The organism is Lysobacter sp. DMC97 (assembly GCF_056313745.1).
The window spans coordinates 616,745-633,373 of the sequence record NZ_JBQUZR010000003.1 but is presented as its reverse complement, the minus strand read 5'-3'; the positions used below and the strand labels follow the sequence as shown (position 1 = coordinate 633,373).

Sequence of the window (16,629 nt, the reverse complement as noted above, 5' to 3'; positions counted from 1 at the left end):
CACATGCGACCGGATGCGCCTTACAACCCAAGCCCCAAAGCGCATCCGGGGCTGCATGCCATCGCGTTGATCGAACTGGGCAAGAGCCTGTTGGCCCTGCTCGCGGCCAGCGGCCTCGAACTCTTCGGCCCGGTCTCGATCCGGGCCTTCCTGCATCGGCTGGTCGAGATGTTCCAGTTCGATGCGCAGCACAGCGCCCTGTCGGTGCTCGCCCAGAAGGTCAGCCCCGGCGCCGTGCACTGGGCCGCGGGCGTGGTCGCCGCCTACGGGCTGCTGCATCTCGTCGAAGCCTGGGGCCTGTGGCGCGCCAAGGCCTGGGCCTCGTGGCTGGGCTGCCTGGCCGCCGCCATCTACGTGCCGTTCGAACTCTACGAACTGATCCGCAGCCCCGGCTGGATCGCGCTGGGCGTGGTGACGATCAACGTCGCCATCGTCTGGGTGCTGGCGCGCGATCTCTACAAGCGGCGCGGTCCGCACGCCGCGCCAGCCGCCTGAGCGCGGCGCCGCCCGGCCATCGCCGGGTCGCCATTCCTTCGCCCGTCCTCAGATCAGTTGCAGCGCTCGCAGTCTGCGGTAGAGCGTGCGCTCGCTGATGCCGAGGCTCGCGGCCAGGCTGCGCCGATCGCCGCGGTGCGTCGCGAACGCGCTGCGCAACGCATCGGCTTCCAGCGCCTTCAGTGAACCGGGACGCGGCGCATCGCCGCCGATGTCGTCGTCCGTCGACGGGGCGTCGGGCATCGCGGCGCCGCTCCACACCGCGTCATCCATCGCACGCCGCACGTGGCTTTCGCCGATGCGGTCGCCGTCGGCCATCAGCACTGCGCGCTCCAGGATGTTGCGCAGTTCGCGGATGTTGCCGGGATAAGCATGCCGGCGGAGGCGTTCGAGCGCACCGGCGGTCAGCGTGCGCTCGCGCCCTTCCGGGATGCGCTGCAGCAGCGCACGCGCCAGCAGTTCGATGTCTTCCAGCCGATCGCGCAGCGACGGGATGCGCACCGGATAGGTCGCCAACCGGAAGAACAGGTCCTGGCGGAACCCGCCCTCGGCCACCATGCGCCGCAGGTCACGATGCGTGGCCGACACCACGCGCAGGTCGGTGTGGCGCAGGTCGTTGCCGCCCACGCGCCGGTAGCAGCCGGACTCCAGCAGGCGCAGCAGCTTCACCTGCATCGACAGCGGGATGTCGCCCACCTCGTCGAGGAACAGGGTGCCGCCGTCGGCGGATTCGACCAGCCCGGGCTTGGCGCTGCTCGCGCCGGTGAAGGCGCCCTTCTCGTGGCCGAACAGTTCGCTCTCGAACAGGCTCTCGGACAGGCTGGCGCATTCCACCACCACGAATGGCCGCGCGCGGCGCGGGCTCATCTCGTGCAGGGCCTGCGCGACCAGTTCCTTGCCGGTGCCGGATTCGCCCAGCAGCAGCACGCTGGCCTGCGATGGCCCCACGCGGGCCACGGATTCCAGCATCCGCCGGAACGCCGGCGCGCGCCCGACCAAGCGCTGGCCGCGGCCGGCATCGCGCACGGCGCGCAGCGGCAGCATCTTCTCCAGGAAGTAGACGAAACGACCGTCGCCATCCGCCAGCGGTGTCAGCTCCACTTCGATGTATTCCTGCCCGATGGGTAACTGGTGCAGGTGCAGCACCTTCTCGCGCTGCCCGCTGGCGAGCGCGGCCGCCAGCGGACACGACTCGCCGGCGCGGTCGCAGGGCACGTCGACGTGGTGCGACACCGCGTGGCAGGTGCGGCCGACGACGGCACCGTCCCCGAACTGCGCCCGGTACGCGGCATTGGCCGCGAGGATCCGGTAATCGCGATCGAACAGGATGTGCGGCTCGGGCAGGCTGTCGATCAGCGACACCAGCAGCGTCGGAGCGTCGGGACTGTGTTCACCGGCCATGGCGGCGGCTCCGCGGGCGAGGCAGCCATCATGCCACTCTGGCAGCAGCGACTGCCATTTTCGGCAGTTTCCGCGGCGGACGCGTCGACCCGGAGCGAGCAAGCCGTTGATTTCAAAGACCTGCCATGACGGATTCGCGATGGCACGGATGCTGCATTGGAGAGAGTGTGAAGCCCGCCTCGTCCATCGCCCGTCTGGTGCGCCATCACGTCGCGATCGTCGTGGCGAAGCGGGTACTGACGCACGCCCCTCGCGACCGGAGGCCCCGAACACCCGCTTCGACTGCGTCGAAATGCCCAATCGAGACGACGGGGAGGCCCGCCTAGCATGGCCATCCGACGACCGACCGGGCCTACGCGCAGGCGAGGCATCCGGCACACCCTCCGCCCCCCCCCACGCAGGCCCGCATCCGATGACGACCGCATGGCTCCGACGCCACCTGGGCGTCGTGCTCGCAGTGAAGTGCGTCCTCCTCGCCGCCCTCTGGTGGTGCTTCTTCCGCGAGGCACGACCCGCCATCACGGCGGAAGCCGCCGCCTCGCATCTCCTTTCGACCCAGCAGGAACGACCCGAATGATTTCCGAGCACCTCGTCGACCTGTCGCGGCTGCAGTTCGCGGCGACGGCCATGTACCACTTCCTGTTCGTGCCGCTGACGCTCGGCATGACCTGGCTGCTGGTGATCATGGAAAGCGTGTACGTGATGACCGGCAAGGTCGTCTGGAAGGACATGACCCGCTTCTGGGGCAAGCTCTTCGGCATCAACTTCGCGCTGGGCGTGACCACCGGCATCACCCTGGAATTCCAGTTCGGCACGAACTGGGCGTACTACTCGCACTACGTCGGCGACATCTTCGGCGCGCCGCTCGCGATCGAGGGGTTGATGGCGTTCTTCCTCGAATCGACCTTCATCGGCCTGTTCTTCTTCGGCTGGGACCGGCTCACGCGGCCGATGCACCTGCTGGTGACGCTGCTGATGGCGATCGGCACCAACCTGTCCGCGCTGTGGATCCTCATCGCCAACGGCTGGATGCAGAACCCGGTCGGCGCCGAGTTCAGCTACACCACCATGCGCATGGAAATGACCGATTTCTGGGCCGTGGTCTTCAACCCGGATGCGCAGGCGAAGTTCGTGCACACGGTGTCGGCCGGCTACGTCACCGGCGCGATGTTCGTGCTGTCGATCTCGGCGTGGTACCTGCTGAAGGGCCGCAACGTGGAATTCGCCAAGCGCAGCTTCCGCGTCGCCTCGGCGTTCGGCCTGGCCTCGGCGCTGTCGGTGATCGTGCTGGGCGACGAGTCGGGCTACACCGTCGGCGAGGCGCAGCAGACCAAGATGGCGGCGATCGAGGCGATGTGGGAAACGCAGCCGGCGCCGGCAGGCCTCGCGCTGGCGGCGGGCATCGACGAACGCGCCGGCCGCAACACCTGGGAGATGCAGGTGCCGTGGGTGCTGGGCCTGATCGGCACGCGCTCGGTGACGAAGACGATTCCGGGCATCGTCGAGATCAAGGAAAAGAACCGCGAGCGGATCCTGAGCGGCATCGAGGCCGTCGCCGCGCTCGAACAGTTGCGCAGGCACCGCGACGACGCCGACGCGAAGACGCGGTTCGAGGCTCACAAGGCCGACCTCGGCTTCGGCCTGCTGCTGAAGAAATACGTGGTCGACGTACGCCAGGCCACGCCGGCGATGATCCAGCGCGCGGTGGACGACACCGTGCCGCGGGTCACGCCGATGTTCTGGGCGTTCCGGGCGATGGTCGCCGCCGGCTTCGCGATGCTCGCGCTGTTCGTGCTGGCGTTCGTCGAGACCGTGCGCGGCCGCTGCGGCGGCAAGCGCTGGCTGCTGCGCTGGGCGCTGTGGATGCTGCCGGTGCCGTGGATCGCGAGCGAGCTGGGCTGGTTCGTCGCCGAGTACGGCCGCCAGCCGTGGACCATCTACGGCGTGCTGCCGACGCACCTGTCGGTGTCGACGCTGAGCGTGGAAAGCCTGTACGGCTCGCTGGCCGGCTTCATCGGTTTCTACACCCTGCTGCTGATCGTCGAGATGTACCTGATGGTGCGCTTCGCGCGGCAGGGGCCCGGCAGCCTCGGCACGGGGCGCTACGACCAAGAAGTCGCGCCCGTCGCGGCCCACGCCTGAGGAGATCGCACCATGCTCGACTACACGACCCTGAAACTGATCTGGTGGCTGCTGGTCGGCGTGCTCCTCGTGGGCTTCGCCATCATGGACGGCCACGACATGGGCGTCGGCACGCTGCTGCCGTTCGTGGGCAAGAACGACGACGAACGCCGCGTCGTCATCAACACCGTCGGCCCGCACTGGGACGGCAACCAGGTGTGGTTCATCACCGGCGGCGGCGCGATCTTCGCCGCGTGGCCGCTGGTCTACGCCACCGCCTTCAGCGGCTTCTACTGGGCGATGCTGGCGGTGCTGTGGGCGCTGTTCTTCCGGCCGGTGGGCTTCGACTACCGCAGCAAGATCCACAACCCCACGTGGCGGAGCACCTGGGACTGGGGCCTGTTCGTCGGCGGCGCGGTACCGCCGCTGATCTTCGGCGTGGCCTTCGGCAACCTGTTCCAGGGTGTGCCGTTCGGGTTCGACGATGCCCTGGTCTCGACCTACACCGGCAGCTTCTGGGCGTTGCTCAACCCGTTCGCGCTGCTGGTCGGCGTGGTGTCCAGCGCGATGATCACCATGCACGGCGGCATGTATCTCGCGCATCGCACCGAGGGCGACGTGCAGCGCCGCACCATCCGCGCCGCCTCCATCGCGGCGCTGGTGATGGTCGCCGCGTTCGTCGGCGCCGGGCTGTGGCTGCGCTTCGGCGGGATCGAGGGCTATGCGATCACGTCGATGCCCGCCACCGACGCCCTGCCCGACCCGCTGGCCAAGACCGTGGTCCGCAGCGCCGACGCATGGTGGACGAACTACGATCGCCAGCCGCTGATCTGGCTGCTGCCGGCGCTGGGCATCGCCGGCGCGCTGCTCGCCGCTTGGCGGGTGCGCGCGGGCGGGACGCTGGGCGCGTTCGTGCTGTCGTCGCTGTCGATCGTCGGCGTGATCGGCACCGCGGGCGCGGCGCTGTTCCCGTTCGTGATGCCGTCCTCCACCCATCCCGGCGCCAGCCTGACGATCTGGGACAGCACCTCCAGCCACCTGACCCTGGGCCTGATGTTCTGGGCGGTGGTGATCTTCATGCCGATCATCGTCTTCTACACCAGTTGGGCCTACCGGGTGATGCGCGGCAAGGTCACCGTCGCGCAGATCCGCGCCAACGAACATTCGGCGTACTGAGGCGGCCATGGTCACGATCGCCTTCACCACGCAGAACCGCAGCCAGATCACCTCGCACGCCGGACGCTGCCGGCACTTCATGATCCGTCGGATCGATGGCGGCACCGTCGGCGACTGGGAGATGCGCACGCTCGGCAAGGAGGAGACGCTGCACGCCGTCGCCGGCCTGCCGCCCGCGCTGCAGGACGTGGACGTGCTGATCACCGCCGGCGCCGGCCCCGGCCTGCAGGCGCGCATGGCCCGCCACGGCGTGCAGCTGATCGTCACCGACGTGCTGCTGCCCGACCAGGCGATCGCGGCGTGGATGGCCGGCACGCTGCCGGTGTCCGAGCCCACCTGCACGTCGCGTCGCGGCCAGGGCGGCTGCAACTGCGGGACCACCGCCGACCATTCCGATCACTGAAGGAGACCCGCCATGTGGTATTTCGCCTGGATTCTCGGCGTCGGCTTCGCCGTGCTGCTGTCCATCCTCAACGCCATGTGGGGCGAGAACGAGGAGAACCGCCAGCAATCGGAGACGGAGCATGCAGACCGCCATGGACACGGACCGGACGCCTGATGACCCCGCGCACGAGGCGCCCGTCGCCGACGCACGCATGCACTGGCCGGCGCTGCTGGTCGGACTGGCGATCATGGTCGCCGGCACCGCCCTGCCCCCGGTGATGGCGAACGCCGCGGGCAAGGCCGATCACGGTCTGGCCACGCTGCTGCTGTGGGCGATGGCCGCGGGCTTCGTGCGCGGCGTGGGATTCGTGCCGCGGCATCCCGTGCCGCGATGGCTGTTGTCGGGCTGGGCCTGCGCGGTCGGCCTGGTGTCGTACGCGGCGCTGCGTTGGGCCGCGTGACGCCCCGGTCGCCGATGCGACGCCCGGTCATTCATCGAAGAGGAGTCTCGAGATGCGTTCGCAGGTGTCGGTCTGGATCCTCCCGTTCTGCCTGGCGACGGCCGGCCTGGCCGCTGCCGTCTCCGCCGAGACGCCGGCGGCGGCCGATGCACGCATCGCCATCCCGCTGTCGCCGACCGATGCCGCGGCCTTGCGCGCCGAGATGCGCGGCCAGCTCATCAACGTGCAGGGGCTGGTGTCCGCACTGGCTGCGGACGACTGGAACGCGGTCACCGAGCAGGCCGACACGCAGCGCCCGGGTCCGCAGCGCCACCCCGCCGGCCCGCCGGGATTCCGCGCGCATCTGCCGCCGACCTGGTTCGATCTGGCGCGGCCGATGCACCAGGCCTACGGCACCATCGCCGAAGAAGCCCGCGGCGAGCGGCGCAAGGATGTCGCGCTCGGGCACCTGTCCTCGGTGATGGCGCAGTGCACCGCCTGCCACGCGGCGTATCGCATCGAGGAACGCCCCGCGGACTGAGCGCGTGCGCGGTCGGCAATGACGTCGTGGCGCCGCCGACCATCGCCGGCAGATCGCCGTAGCCGCCGGCGACGGCATCGGACCCGAGATCACCGAGGCCGTCCTCCGCACGCGCTGCGGGCCGCGAACCAGCAGGGGCGCCCGGCTTCGATCCGGTGAGCGCCGGCCCGCGCGCCGACGAGGGCCGGCGCACTGTCGGGCTTCGGCCCGGAGGTGAGCATCGCACGGCGACGGCCGCAGAGACGCCGACCCGGCGTCCTGCGACCGCTGCGACCCCCGGCGCAGACCGCCCGTCGGCGGCGTGCGGGACAACCTCAGAGCTTCGACGGGGCGTTGAGCTGTGCCTGCTTGCGGACGATCAGCATCGCGATCTCCAGCGCCTGCTCGTAGTTCAGGCGCGGATCGACCGTGGTGCGGTAGGCGCGCTCCAGGTCGGTCTCGGTCAGCTCGCGCGCACCGCCGGTGCATTCGGTGACGTCCTCGCCGGTCAACTCCAGGTGGGCGCCGCCGAGACGCGTGCCGACCGCGGCGTGGATCTCGAACGCCTGCTCCAGCTCGCTGCGGATGTTGTCGAAGCGGCGGGTCTTGTAGCCGTTCGTGGTCGACTCGGTGTTGCCGTGCATGGGATCGCAGATCCACAGCACGCGGCGGCCGTCGCGCTTGATCGCCTCCAGCAGCGGCGGCAGCTTCTCGCCGATCGAGGCGGCGCTCATGCGGTGGATCAGGCTGAGGCGGCCCGGTTCGTCGTTCGGGTTCAACGCGTCGATCAGGCGCAGCAGCTGGTCCGGCGTGACCGACGGGCCGAGCTTGATCGCGATCGGGTTGCGGATGCCGCGGAAGTATTCGACGTGGGCGCCGTCGACCGCGGCCGTGCGCATGCCGATCCACGGGAAGTGGGTGCCGAGGTTGAACCAGCCCGGCTGGCGCGGCACCTGGCGGGTCACGCCCTCTTCGTACGGCAGCAGCAGCGCTTCGTGCGAGGTGTAGAACTCGACGCTGCGCAGGTTGTGGATGGACTCGCCGGACAGCGTCTCCATGAAGCGCACGGCGTCGCCGATGCCGGCGACCATCGTCTGGTACTCCTCGGCCAGCGGCGAATGGCCAACCCAGCTGAGGTTCCAGTATTCGGGGTGGTGCAGGTCGGCGAAACCGTCGTCGATCAGCGCGCGGATGAAGTTCATCGTCATCGCCGAACGCGCATGACCCTTGATCATGCGGCGCGGGTCGGGCTCGCGGGCGTCGGCGGTGAACTCGGGGCCGTTGACCAGGTCGCCGCGGTAGCTCGGCAGCGTGGCGCCGTCCTTGGTCTCGGTGTCGGCCGAGCGCGGCTTGGCGTACTGGCCGGCGAAACGGCCGACGCGGATCACCGGCAGGCGCAGGCCGTGGACCAGCACCAAGCTCATCTGCAGCAGCACCTTGAGGCGATTGGAGATCACCTCGGGCGTGCAGTCGCTGAAGATCTCGGCGCAGTCGCCGCCCTGCAGCAGGAAGCGCTTGCCTTCCTGGGCTTCGGCGATCTGCTGGCGGAGGTTCATCACCTCGCGCGAAGTGACGAGCGGCGGCAGCGCGTGCAGTTCGTTGAGGACGCCTTCGAGGGCGTCTGCATCGGTGTACCGGGGTTGCTGCAGGGCCTGGCGTTGTCGCCAGGTGGACGGTGACCATCCGGGCGGCGGAGCCGGGATGGCCTGGAGCGGTTCGGGGCGGGTCATGGGGGCGATCCGTGGGGTGATCGTGGGAAGAACGGCGAATCGAAACGGCGAATCGAGGCGGCAATCAGGCCTGGCGCGGGCGGAACGCGGCGTACAGCGCCCACAGCGTGAGCACGATGAACCACAGCAGGCTCCACGCCGGCATCGACAGGCCGAGGAAGGTCCAGTCGACCTTGGCGCATTCACCGGACCCGGTCAACACCTTGCGGATGACGTCCGTCAACGGGTTGGTTTCCATCATGAACTGCAGCGGCGGGCCGCATTCCGGCACCTGGTCGGCCGGCAGGTGGGTCAGCCGGACGTGACGGGCGGCGATCCCGATGCCGATGCCGCCGGGGATCAGCGCCAGCAGGCCGTAGAGCCGGCGGACGAGTTTGCCCTTGGGCGCATGCAGCCCGCCCAGCAGGAAGGCGACGCCCAGCCCGGCGTAGGCGATGCGCTGGAAGATGCACAGCGGACAGGGATTCAGGCCCCACTGGAACTGCGAAAAGATCGCGAAGCCGATGAAGGCCGCACACAGCAGGAACCCCAGCAGGAACTGGAGGCGGAAGGACCAGGCGAAGGGATTCGGGCGCATGCGGGGGCTTCGGCAGGAAAGTGTTCAGGATGGACCGACCGACGCCGGCCCGGGTTCCGGACAATGCGCGGACGCGATCGCGGCACGCGCGACGACCGGCCCGAAGATAGCAAAAACCCCGGCATGGGCCGGGGTTTTCGGGTGACGCATCGGGCTACACCCTGACGCGACGGCCGGCCGTGCGATCGCGCGACCGGCGTGGCGCGATCAGGCCGCGACTTCGGGGCGATCGACCAGCTCGACGTACGCCATCGGCGCGTTGTCGCCGTCGCGGAAGCCGCACTTGAGGATGCGCAGATAGCCGCCCGGACGCTCGCGATAACGCGGGCCCAGCATGGTGAACAGTGTGCCGACGGCTTCCTTGTCGCGCAGACGCGAGAAGGCGAGACGACGGTTGGCGACGCCATCGGTCTTGGCGAGCGTGATGAGCGGCTCGGCGACGCGACGGAGTTCCTTCGCCTTGGGCAGGGTGGTGCGGATCAGGCCGTGCTTGATCAACGACGCCGCCATGTTGCGGAACATCGCTTCGCGGTGGGCGCTGGTGCGGCTGAATTTGCGGCCGGACTTCTGGTGACGCATGGTCGTGGTTCCTGGTTCAGGCCGGCATCGCGTGCCGGCGTCGATTCAATTCGGTACGGGGATCGCTCAGCCCAGCATGCCGTGCGCGGCGATGCCGGCCGGCGGCCAGTTCTCGAGCTTCATGCCGAGCGAGAGACCGCGCTGGGCGAGGACTTCCTTGATCTCGGTCAGCGACTTCTTGCCGAGGTTGGGGGTCTTCAGCAGCTCGACCTCGGTCTTCTGGATCAGATCGCCGACGTAGTAGATGCTCTCGGCCTTGAGGCAGTTGGCCGAACGCACCGTGAGTTCCAGATCGTCGATCGGACGCAGCAGGATCGGGTCCACGCCCGTGGCGGCCGGCTTGGCGGCACCGCGGTCGCGGTGCGTGAAGTCGCCGAACACGGACAGCTGGTCGGTGAGGATGTCGGCCGCGGTGCGGACGGCTTCCTCGGCATCGATCGTGCCGTTGGTCTCGATGTCGAGGACGAGCTTGTCGAGGTCGGTGCGCTGTTCGACGCGCGCGGCTTCGACTTCATACGCCACGCGACGGACCGGCGAGAAGCTGGCATCCAGCATCAGGCGGCCGATGGCGCGGGTTTCCTCGTCGGGACGACGACGGGCGGCGGCCGGCTGGTAGCCGAAACCGCGCTCGATCTTCAGGCGCATGTTCAGCGCCGCGTCCTTGGTGAGGTGGGCGATCACGTGGCCGGGATTGAGGATCTCGACGTTGTGGTCGGTCTTGATGTCGGCGGCGGTCACGGTGCCCGGGCCCTGCTTGGCCAGGCTCAGCGTGGCGGATTCGCCGGTGCCCATGCGGATCGCGACGTCCTTGAGGTTCAGCAGCACTTCCAGCACGTCTTCCTGCAGGCCTTCGACCGTGGTGTACTCATGCAGCACGCCGTCGATCTCGACCTCGGTGATGGCGTAGCCGGGGATCGAGGACAGCAACACGCGGCGCAGCGCGTTGCCCAGCGTATGGCCGTAACCGCGCTCCAGCGGTTCGATCACAACCTTGGCGCGGTTGCCGGCAAGGCGCTCGATCTGCGGAGCGCGCGGACGCAGAACCTGGTTGGCGGATACCGTCATCTTGTGGTGTCTCCTGGAGCCAGCCGATGCCTCGCGGCGCCGGCGGTGTTTCTGTGGGCCTCCCTGACATGGGAGGCGGCCGCCATGCAGAGCACGACGGCCGTGGGGGGCGGAAAACCGCGCCGCCGGGAGGCCCGGAGGCGCATCGCCTAGTCTTACTTCGAGTACAACTCGACGATCAGCGCTTCGTTGATGTCGGCGGGCAGGTCGCCACGATCCGGCACGGCCTTGAAGACGCCGCTGAAGGTCTTGCTGTTGACCTCGATCCAGCCCGGGGTCAGGTCCATCGTCGAAGCGACGTTCAGCGCTTCCTGGACGCGGAGCTGCTTCTGGGCCTTCTCGGACAGGGCGATCGTGTCGCCGGCCTTGATCTGGTACGACGGCAGGTTGACGGACTTGCCGTTGACCAGCACGCCGCGGTGCGAGACCAGCTGGCGGGCGGCCGGACGGGTCACCGCGAAGCCCATGCGGTAGATGACATTGTCGAGACGGGTCTCGAGCATCTGCAGCAGGTTCTCGCCGGTGTTGCCCTTCTTGGTCGAGGCCTTCTTGTAGTAGTTGCGGAACTGGCGTTCCAGCAGGCCGTAGATGCGCTTGACCTTCTGCTTCTCGCGCAGCTGGGTGGCGTAGTCGGACAGCTTGCCCTTGCGGGCGGCGCCGTGCTGGCCGGGCTTCTGCTCGAGCTTGCACTTCGAGTCGAGGGCACGGGCGGGCGACTTGAGACTGAGATCGGCGCCTTCGCGACGAGCCAGTTTGCAGGTGGGACCGATATAACGAGCCATGGTGTTGTCTGCTCCTCAGGCCGCCGCGTCAGACGCGGCGCTTCTTCGGCGGACGGCACCCGTTGTGCGGGATGGGCGTCACGTCGATGATGTTGGTGATCTTGTAGCCGACGGCGTTCAGCGAACGCACGGCCGATTCGCGACCCGGGCCCGGGCCCTTGATGCGCACTTCGAGCGCCTTCAGGCCGTAGTCCAGCGCGGCCTTGCCGGCCTTCTCGGCGGCGACCTGCGCGGCGAACGGGGTCGACTTGCGCGAACCGCGGAAACCCGCGCCGCCCGAGGTCGCCCACGACAGCGCATTGCCCTGGCGGTCGGTGATGGTCACGATCGTGTTGTTGAAGGACGCGTGCACGTGGGCAATGCCGTCGGTGACGACGCGCTTGATCTTCTTCTTGGTCTTGGTGGCAGCCGGCTTGGCCATGGTCTATGCCCCTTACTTCTTGATGGCTTTGCGCGGACCCTTGCGGGTACGGGCATTGGTCCGGGTGCGCTGACCGCGCAGCGGCAGGCCGCGGCGGTGACGGAGGCCGCGGTAGCAGCCGAGGTCCATCAGGCGCTTGATGGCGATGCCGACCTCGCGACGGAGGTCGCCTTCGACCGTGTACTTGCCCACTTCGGCGCGGAGGCGCTCGACTTCGGCTTCGGACAGGTCGCGGATCTTGGTGGTCGAGGCCACGCCAGCGGCCTGGCAGACCAGCTTCGAACGGGTACGGCCGATGCCGTAGATGCTTTGCAGCCCGACCCAGACGTGTTTCTGGGCAGGCAGGTTGACACCTGCAATACGCGCCATGCGCGGATCTCCAACTGATTGGCGGCCGGGTTTCCCCAGCGGATTGGACACTTGACTAAGTGAACTCGAAATTCTAGCAGGGCCTCGATCTACAGGGAAGGGGCGCACAGCCGAAGCCATGCATCGCCTCTGCCCTCGCGGACAGCGGCGACCCTTCCGGCATGGGGAGAGTGCCCATGCTCCGGCGACGGACCCGAAGCTGGCGATGCAGCACGCCTTCCGGCGCCCTGCCCCGCCGTCCGACACTCCTCAGGTGTCAGCACCGGCTCCGGCCCACCCGCGCTCGAGACCGCCGCGCGAGTCGCCCTCGCCCCGGCTTCTGGCCGGGGAAACGCCCCGGCTGTTGACCGGGGCGGAAGGTGCCCGGGCCGGTCACGGCCAGGGACACCGATGCGGGACGGCGAGCCGCCCCTGTGCGGCTTACCGGGTCAGACCCCGGTTGCCACCCTTCAGGTTCGCCTTCTTGAGCAGGCTCTCGTACTGATGCGACATCAGGTGAGCCTGGATCTGGGCGATGAAGTCCATGATGACCACCACCACGATCAGCAGCGAGGTGCCGCCGAAGTAGAAGGAGGCCTTGAGTTCCTGCTGCATGAACGTCGGCAGCAGGCAGACGATGACGAGATACAGGGCACCGGCGCCGGTCAGTCGGGTCAGCACGCCGTCGATGTAATCGGCGGTGGCCTTGCCCGGACGGATGCCGGGGATCAGCGCGCCAGATTTCTTCAGGTTGTCCGCGGTTTCCTGGGAGTTGAAGACCAGCGCGGTGTAGAAGAACGAGAAGCCGATGATCAGCGCCGCGTAGAGGATCATGTACAGCGGTTCGCCCGGCGACAGCATCTGCGCGGCTTTCTGCAGGGCGCTGACGTTGCCGCTGGCGCTGAACCAGGTCGACGCCGTGGCCGGGAACATGATGATCGACGACGCGAAGATCGCCGGAATCACACCGGACATGTTGAGCTTCAGCGGCAGGAACGACGTCTGGTTCATGTACGCGTTGCGGCCGCCCTGGCGACGCGCGTAGTTCACCGTGATGCGGCGCTGGCCGCGTTCGACGAACACCACGAAGTACGTGAAGACCAGCACGATCGCGAGGATCGCGATCACCGCCAGCGGGCTCATGTCGCCGTTGCTGGCCTGTTCGAGCGTGCGATAGCTGGCGCTCGGCAGACCGGCGACGATGCCGGAGAAGATGATCAGCGAGACGCCGTTGCCGACGCCGCGCTCGGTGATCTGCTCGCCGAGCCACATCAGGAACATGGTACCGGCGGTCAGCGAGACCACGGCGGTCAGGACAAAGCTCATCCCTGTCGTGTATGTCGCGCCCTGAGCCTGGATCCAAGTTGCCGTGCCAGCCGCCTGGAAAACCGCCAGCGGGATCGCGCCGATGCGCGACCACTGGTTGATGCGACGGCGACCGGACTCGCCTTCCTTCTGGATCGACTTCAGACTGGGCACGATCTGCACCAGCAACTGCACGATGATCGAGGCCGAGATGTACGGCACGACATTCAATGCGAACAGGCTGAAGCGGTGCAGCGCGCCTCCCGAGAACATGTTGAACATGTCTAGGATGGTGCCCTGTTGGCCTTCCATCAGCTTCTTGAGCGCTTCGGGGCTGACGCCGGGGACCGGGATGTAGCACCCGATCCGGTAGACCAGCAGGGCCCCGAGCACGAACAGCAGACGCTGCCTCAGCTCGGTGAACTTGCCGAGTCCGCCACCGATCCCGCTCATCGCACTCGCGCTGCGCGCCATGCTTCGATCACTCCTCGACGGAGCCGCCGGCGGCTTCAATCGCCGCCTTGGCGCCCGCGGTGGTCGCGATGCCCTTGATCACGAGCTTCTTGGTCAGCTCGCCCTTCTTCACGATCTTGGCCTTCTTCGCGGTGGTCGGCACCAGCTTGGCGGCGCGGAGCGCAGCGAAGTCGATCGTGCCTTCCAGCTTGTCCAGCTGGTACAACAGCACTTCGGCCGTGTCCTTCGCGATCGGCGAACGGAAGCCGATCTTCGGCAGGCGACGCTGCATCGGCATCTGGCCGCCTTCGAAGCCGGCCTTGATCTTGCCCTTGCCGGCGCGCGCGAACGAACCCTTGTGACCGCGACCCGCGGTCTTGCCGAGGCCGGAACCGATGCCGCGACCGACGCGGACGCGGTCCTTGCGGGCGCCGTCGGCGGGCTTGAGAGTGTTGAGACGCATGTGATTACTCCTCGACGCGAACCAGATAGTGCAGCTGGGTGATCAGACCGCGCACCTGCGGGCTGTCCTTGAGTTCGCGCACGTCATTGAGCTTGTTCAGACCGAGCGCCTTCACCGAGAGACGGTGACGCGACTGGGTCCCGCGGAGGCCCTTGACCAGGCGGACCTTGATGGTGCCATTAGCCATTGAGGATCTCCTCCGTCTTCTTGCCGCGCTTGGCCGCGATGCGGGCCGGCGACTGCATGGCTTCCAGGCCCTTCACGGTGGCGCGGACCAGGTTGATCGGGTTGCGCGAACCGGTGGCCTTGGCCAGCACGTTCTTCACGCCGACCGCTTCGAGCACGGCGCGCATCGCGCCGCCGGCGATCACGCCGGTACCTTCGGACGCCGGCTGCATGAACACATGCGCCGCGCCGTGGCCCGACTTCACCGCGTGCCAGAGCGTGCCGTTGTTCAGATCGACGTTGCTCATGTTCTTGCGGGCGTATTCCATCGACTTCTGGATGGCGACCGGCACTTCGCGCGCCTTGCCGTAGCCGAAACCGACCTTGCCGTTGCCGTCGCCCACCACCGTCAGCGCGGTGAAGGTGAACTGGCGACCGCCCTTGACGGTCTTGCTGACGCGGTTGACCGCGATCAGCTTCTCGATCATGCCATCGTCGACTTCTTCGCGGTTGCGATCGCGATCGCGGCCCCGCGGTTCACGTTGTTCTGCCATTTCGATTCTCGGTTGTGTATGGGATTTGCGGCTGGGCCGCTTATGGTTGTGATGCGAATCGGGTGAATCGCGCAATCCGGAACCGGAAGGCGCGCCCGGCACAGACCGTGCCGGCGGCTGGGAACCCGTCTAGACCATGCGATCCAGTCGGAGTTCCGCGGGGCGGGACGAGGCCCGCCCTGGGAAGATCAGAACTGCAGACCGCCTTCGCGGGCCGCTTCGGCAAGCGCCTTGATGCGACCGTGGTAGCGGTAGCCCGAGCGGTCGAACGCGACCTTCTCGACGCCGGCGGCCTTGGCCTTCTCGGCGATCAGGCGACCGACCTTGGCGGCAGCATCGGCGTTCTTGCCGTTCTTCAGGCCGTCGCGCACGTCGGCCTGCTGGGTGTTGGCCGCAGCCAGCACCTTCGAACCGTCGGCGGTGAAGACCTGGGCGTAGATGTGCTGGCCGGTGCGCAGCACCGACAGGCGCGGCACGCCGAGTTCGCGGATGTGCGCACGGGTCGACTTGGCGCGACGCAGGCGGGCGATTTTCTTTTCCATTGCGGTGTCCTCGGAAGCTGAAGGATGCGACGTGGCGCCATCGGCGCCGCCGGGCATTAGGCCTTCTTGGCTTCCTTGCGAATGATGGTTTCGTCGGAGTACTTCACGCCCTTGCCCTTGTAGGGTTCCGGCGGACGGAACGCGCGGATCTTGGCGGCGACCTCACCGACGCGCTGCTTGTCGGCACCCGAGACCAGGATTTCGGTCTGGGTCGGCGTGGCGATGGTGATGCCTTCCGGCGCCGGGAACACGACCGGGTGCGAGAAACCGAGCGCGAGGCTCAGGTCCTTGCCCTGCATCGAGGCGCGGTAACCGACGCCGACGAGCTCGAGCTTGCGCTCGAAGCCCTGGCTGACGCCGTGGACCATGTTCGAGAGGATGGCGCGCAGGGTGCCGGTCAGCGGGACCAGCTGCGCATCGTTGGCCGACAGCTGGGCGGTGCCGTTCTCGACGGAGATTTCGATGCCGGCGGGCTTGGCGATCGACAGGGTGCCCTTGGGGCCCTTGACGCTCACGCTGTCGGCATTGATGGTGAATTCGACGCCCTTGGGCAGGGCGATAGGCTTCTTGGCGACGCGGGACATGGGTCTGTTCTCCTTACGCCACGAAGCACAGGACCTCGCCGCCGACGCCCTGTTGCCGCGCCTGCGCATCGGTCATGATGCCCTTGGAGGTGGAAATGATGGCGACGCCGAGGCCACCGAGGACCTTCGGCAGCGCGTCCTTGCCGCGGTACTGGCGCAGGCCGGAACGCGACACGCGGTGCAGGCGCTCGATGACGGGCTTGCCTTCAAAATACTTCAGGACGATCTCGAGTTCGGCCTTGGCGCCGTTCTCGGTCACGCGCAGCTCGCCGATGTAGCCTTCGTCCTTCAGGACCTTGGCGATGGCGACCTTGATCTTGGACGACGGCATCTTCACCGTCTGCTTGCCGACCGCGGCCGCATTCTTGATGCGGACCAGCATGTCGGCGATGGGATCAGTCATGCTCATTGCAATTCACCTATGAGTAGCACCGATATCCGCTTTCGCGAAATCTGTCTTGGGTTGTGACGTCGGGCCCGGGGACCCGGCGGGCGTCCCTTGCGGGACATGCAGCGTTGGAGCA

23 protein-coding genes are annotated in these 16,629 nt (G+C 67.8%); 8 read left to right on the top strand and 15 right to left on the bottom strand.

All coding sequences use genetic code 11. From position 1 onward, the window contains the following. The first annotated feature begins 3 nt into the window (after positions 1 to 3). Positions 4 to 495, top strand: a complete 492-nt coding sequence (locus ACT53Q_RS09125; protein ID WP_476186321.1) for a DUF2127 domain-containing protein — start codon at positions 4 to 6, stop codon at positions 493 to 495. Between the two features lie 48 nt (positions 496 to 543). Here ACT53Q_RS09125 and ACT53Q_RS09120 read toward each other — a convergent pair whose 3' ends face one another. Next, a complete protein-coding gene (locus ACT53Q_RS09120; protein WP_476186320.1) occupies positions 544 to 1,896 on the bottom strand; it encodes a sigma-54 interaction domain-containing protein in 1,353 nt (450 codons plus the stop codon). Between ACT53Q_RS09120 and cydP the strand changes: the two genes are divergently transcribed. The 7 genes from cydP to ACT53Q_RS09085 are packed head-to-tail and all read left to right on the top strand — an operon-like array spanning position 1,823 to position 6,558. Beyond that, entirely contained in the window at positions 1,823 to 2,473 is a 651-nt protein-coding gene (gene cydP / locus ACT53Q_RS09115) for a cytochrome oxidase putative small subunit CydP (protein ID WP_476186319.1), read from the top strand. The genes ACT53Q_RS09120 and cydP overlap by 74 nt on opposite strands. Beyond that, positions 2,470 to 4,038 (top strand): cytochrome ubiquinol oxidase subunit I, encoded by a 1,569-nt coding sequence (locus ACT53Q_RS09110; protein WP_476186318.1) that lies wholly within the window; start codon positions 2,470 to 2,472, stop codon positions 4,036 to 4,038. Before cydP ends, ACT53Q_RS09110 begins: the two co-directional genes overlap by 4 nt. A gap of 12 nt (positions 4,039 to 4,050) precedes the next feature. Continuing rightward, entirely contained in the window at positions 4,051 to 5,193 is a 1,143-nt protein-coding gene (gene cydB, locus ACT53Q_RS09105; RefSeq protein ID WP_476186317.1) for a cytochrome d ubiquinol oxidase subunit II, read from the top strand. A gap of 7 nt (positions 5,194 to 5,200) precedes the next feature. After that, positions 5,201 to 5,596: a NifB/NifX family molybdenum-iron cluster-binding protein gene (locus ACT53Q_RS09100; RefSeq protein ID WP_476186316.1), complete on the top strand. Its 396-nt coding sequence runs from the start codon at positions 5,201 to 5,203 to the stop codon at positions 5,594 to 5,596. 12 nt (positions 5,597 to 5,608) lie between these two features. Further along, positions 5,609 to 5,752, top strand: coding sequence for a cytochrome bd-I oxidase subunit CydX (gene cydX / locus ACT53Q_RS09095; RefSeq protein ID WP_476186315.1), 144 nt, complete (start codon positions 5,609 to 5,611; stop codon positions 5,750 to 5,752). Further along, entirely contained in the window at positions 5,718 to 6,038 is a 321-nt protein-coding gene (locus ACT53Q_RS09090; RefSeq protein WP_476186314.1) for a cyd operon YbgE family protein, read from the top strand. The genes cydX and ACT53Q_RS09090 overlap by 35 nt, the downstream gene beginning before the upstream one ends. 52 nt (positions 6,039 to 6,090) lie before the next feature. Next, entirely contained in the window at positions 6,091 to 6,558 is a 468-nt protein-coding gene (locus ACT53Q_RS09085; protein WP_476186313.1) for a hypothetical protein, read from the top strand. Positions 6,559 to 6,872: 314 nt separating this feature from the next. Here ACT53Q_RS09085 and ACT53Q_RS09080 read toward each other — a convergent pair whose 3' ends face one another. From ACT53Q_RS09080 to rpsH, 14 genes are all read right to left on the bottom strand, one after another. Next, entirely contained in the window at positions 6,873 to 8,267 is a 1,395-nt protein-coding gene (locus tag ACT53Q_RS09080; protein WP_476186312.1) for a class II 3-deoxy-7-phosphoheptulonate synthase, read from the bottom strand. Between the two features lie 64 nt (positions 8,268 to 8,331). Continuing rightward, positions 8,332 to 8,844 (bottom strand): disulfide bond formation protein B, encoded by a 513-nt coding sequence (locus ACT53Q_RS09075; protein WP_476186311.1) that lies wholly within the window; start codon positions 8,842 to 8,844, stop codon positions 8,332 to 8,334. Positions 8,845 to 9,051: 207 nt separating this feature from the next. Further along, positions 9,052 to 9,423, bottom strand: a complete 372-nt coding sequence (gene rplQ / locus ACT53Q_RS09070; protein WP_476186310.1) for a 50S ribosomal protein L17 — start codon at positions 9,421 to 9,423, stop codon at positions 9,052 to 9,054. 66 nt (positions 9,424 to 9,489) lie between these two features. Beyond that, a complete protein-coding gene (locus tag ACT53Q_RS09065) occupies positions 9,490 to 10,488 on the bottom strand; it encodes a DNA-directed RNA polymerase subunit alpha (RefSeq protein ID WP_476170355.1) in 999 nt (332 codons plus the stop codon). A 155-nt stretch (positions 10,489 to 10,643) separates the two neighbouring features. Next, positions 10,644 to 11,270: a 30S ribosomal protein S4 gene (gene rpsD, locus ACT53Q_RS09060; RefSeq protein WP_476186309.1), complete on the bottom strand. Its 627-nt coding sequence runs from the start codon at positions 11,268 to 11,270 to the stop codon at positions 10,644 to 10,646. 28 nt (positions 11,271 to 11,298) lie between these two features. Next, entirely contained in the window at positions 11,299 to 11,691 is a 393-nt protein-coding gene (gene rpsK / locus ACT53Q_RS09055; RefSeq protein ID WP_476170357.1) for a 30S ribosomal protein S11, read from the bottom strand. Positions 11,692 to 11,703: 12 nt separating this feature from the next. Then, a complete protein-coding gene (rpsM, locus tag ACT53Q_RS09050; RefSeq protein WP_476186308.1) occupies positions 11,704 to 12,060 on the bottom strand; it encodes a 30S ribosomal protein S13 in 357 nt (118 codons plus the stop codon). A 420-nt stretch (positions 12,061 to 12,480) separates the two neighbouring features. Continuing rightward, entirely contained in the window at positions 12,481 to 13,818 is a 1,338-nt protein-coding gene (gene secY, locus ACT53Q_RS09045; RefSeq protein ID WP_476186307.1) for a preprotein translocase subunit SecY, read from the bottom strand. Between the two features lie 7 nt (positions 13,819 to 13,825). Beyond that, positions 13,826 to 14,260 carry a 50S ribosomal protein L15 gene (gene rplO, locus ACT53Q_RS09040; protein ID WP_476186306.1) on the bottom strand — a complete coding sequence of 145 codons (435 nt, stop codon included), beginning with the start codon at positions 14,258 to 14,260 and terminating at the stop codon, positions 13,826 to 13,828. A gap of 4 nt (positions 14,261 to 14,264) precedes the next feature. Continuing rightward, entirely contained in the window at positions 14,265 to 14,447 is a 183-nt protein-coding gene (rpmD, locus tag ACT53Q_RS09035) for a 50S ribosomal protein L30 (protein WP_476170361.1), read from the bottom strand. Then, entirely contained in the window at positions 14,440 to 14,979 is a 540-nt protein-coding gene (rpsE, locus tag ACT53Q_RS09030) for a 30S ribosomal protein S5 (RefSeq protein WP_476186305.1), read from the bottom strand. The genes rpmD and rpsE overlap by 8 nt, the downstream gene beginning before the upstream one ends. 188 nt (positions 14,980 to 15,167) lie before the next feature. Continuing rightward, positions 15,168 to 15,521: a 50S ribosomal protein L18 gene (rplR, locus tag ACT53Q_RS09025; protein WP_476170363.1), complete on the bottom strand. Its 354-nt coding sequence runs from the start codon at positions 15,519 to 15,521 to the stop codon at positions 15,168 to 15,170. 56 nt (positions 15,522 to 15,577) lie between these two features. Further along, positions 15,578 to 16,105 (bottom strand): 50S ribosomal protein L6, encoded by a 528-nt coding sequence (gene rplF / locus ACT53Q_RS09020; protein ID WP_476186304.1) that lies wholly within the window; start codon positions 16,103 to 16,105, stop codon positions 15,578 to 15,580. Between the two features lie 13 nt (positions 16,106 to 16,118). Continuing rightward, positions 16,119 to 16,514 (bottom strand): 30S ribosomal protein S8, encoded by a 396-nt coding sequence (gene rpsH / locus ACT53Q_RS09015; protein WP_476186303.1) that lies wholly within the window; start codon positions 16,512 to 16,514, stop codon positions 16,119 to 16,121. Positions 16,515 to 16,629: the final 115 nt, after the last annotated feature.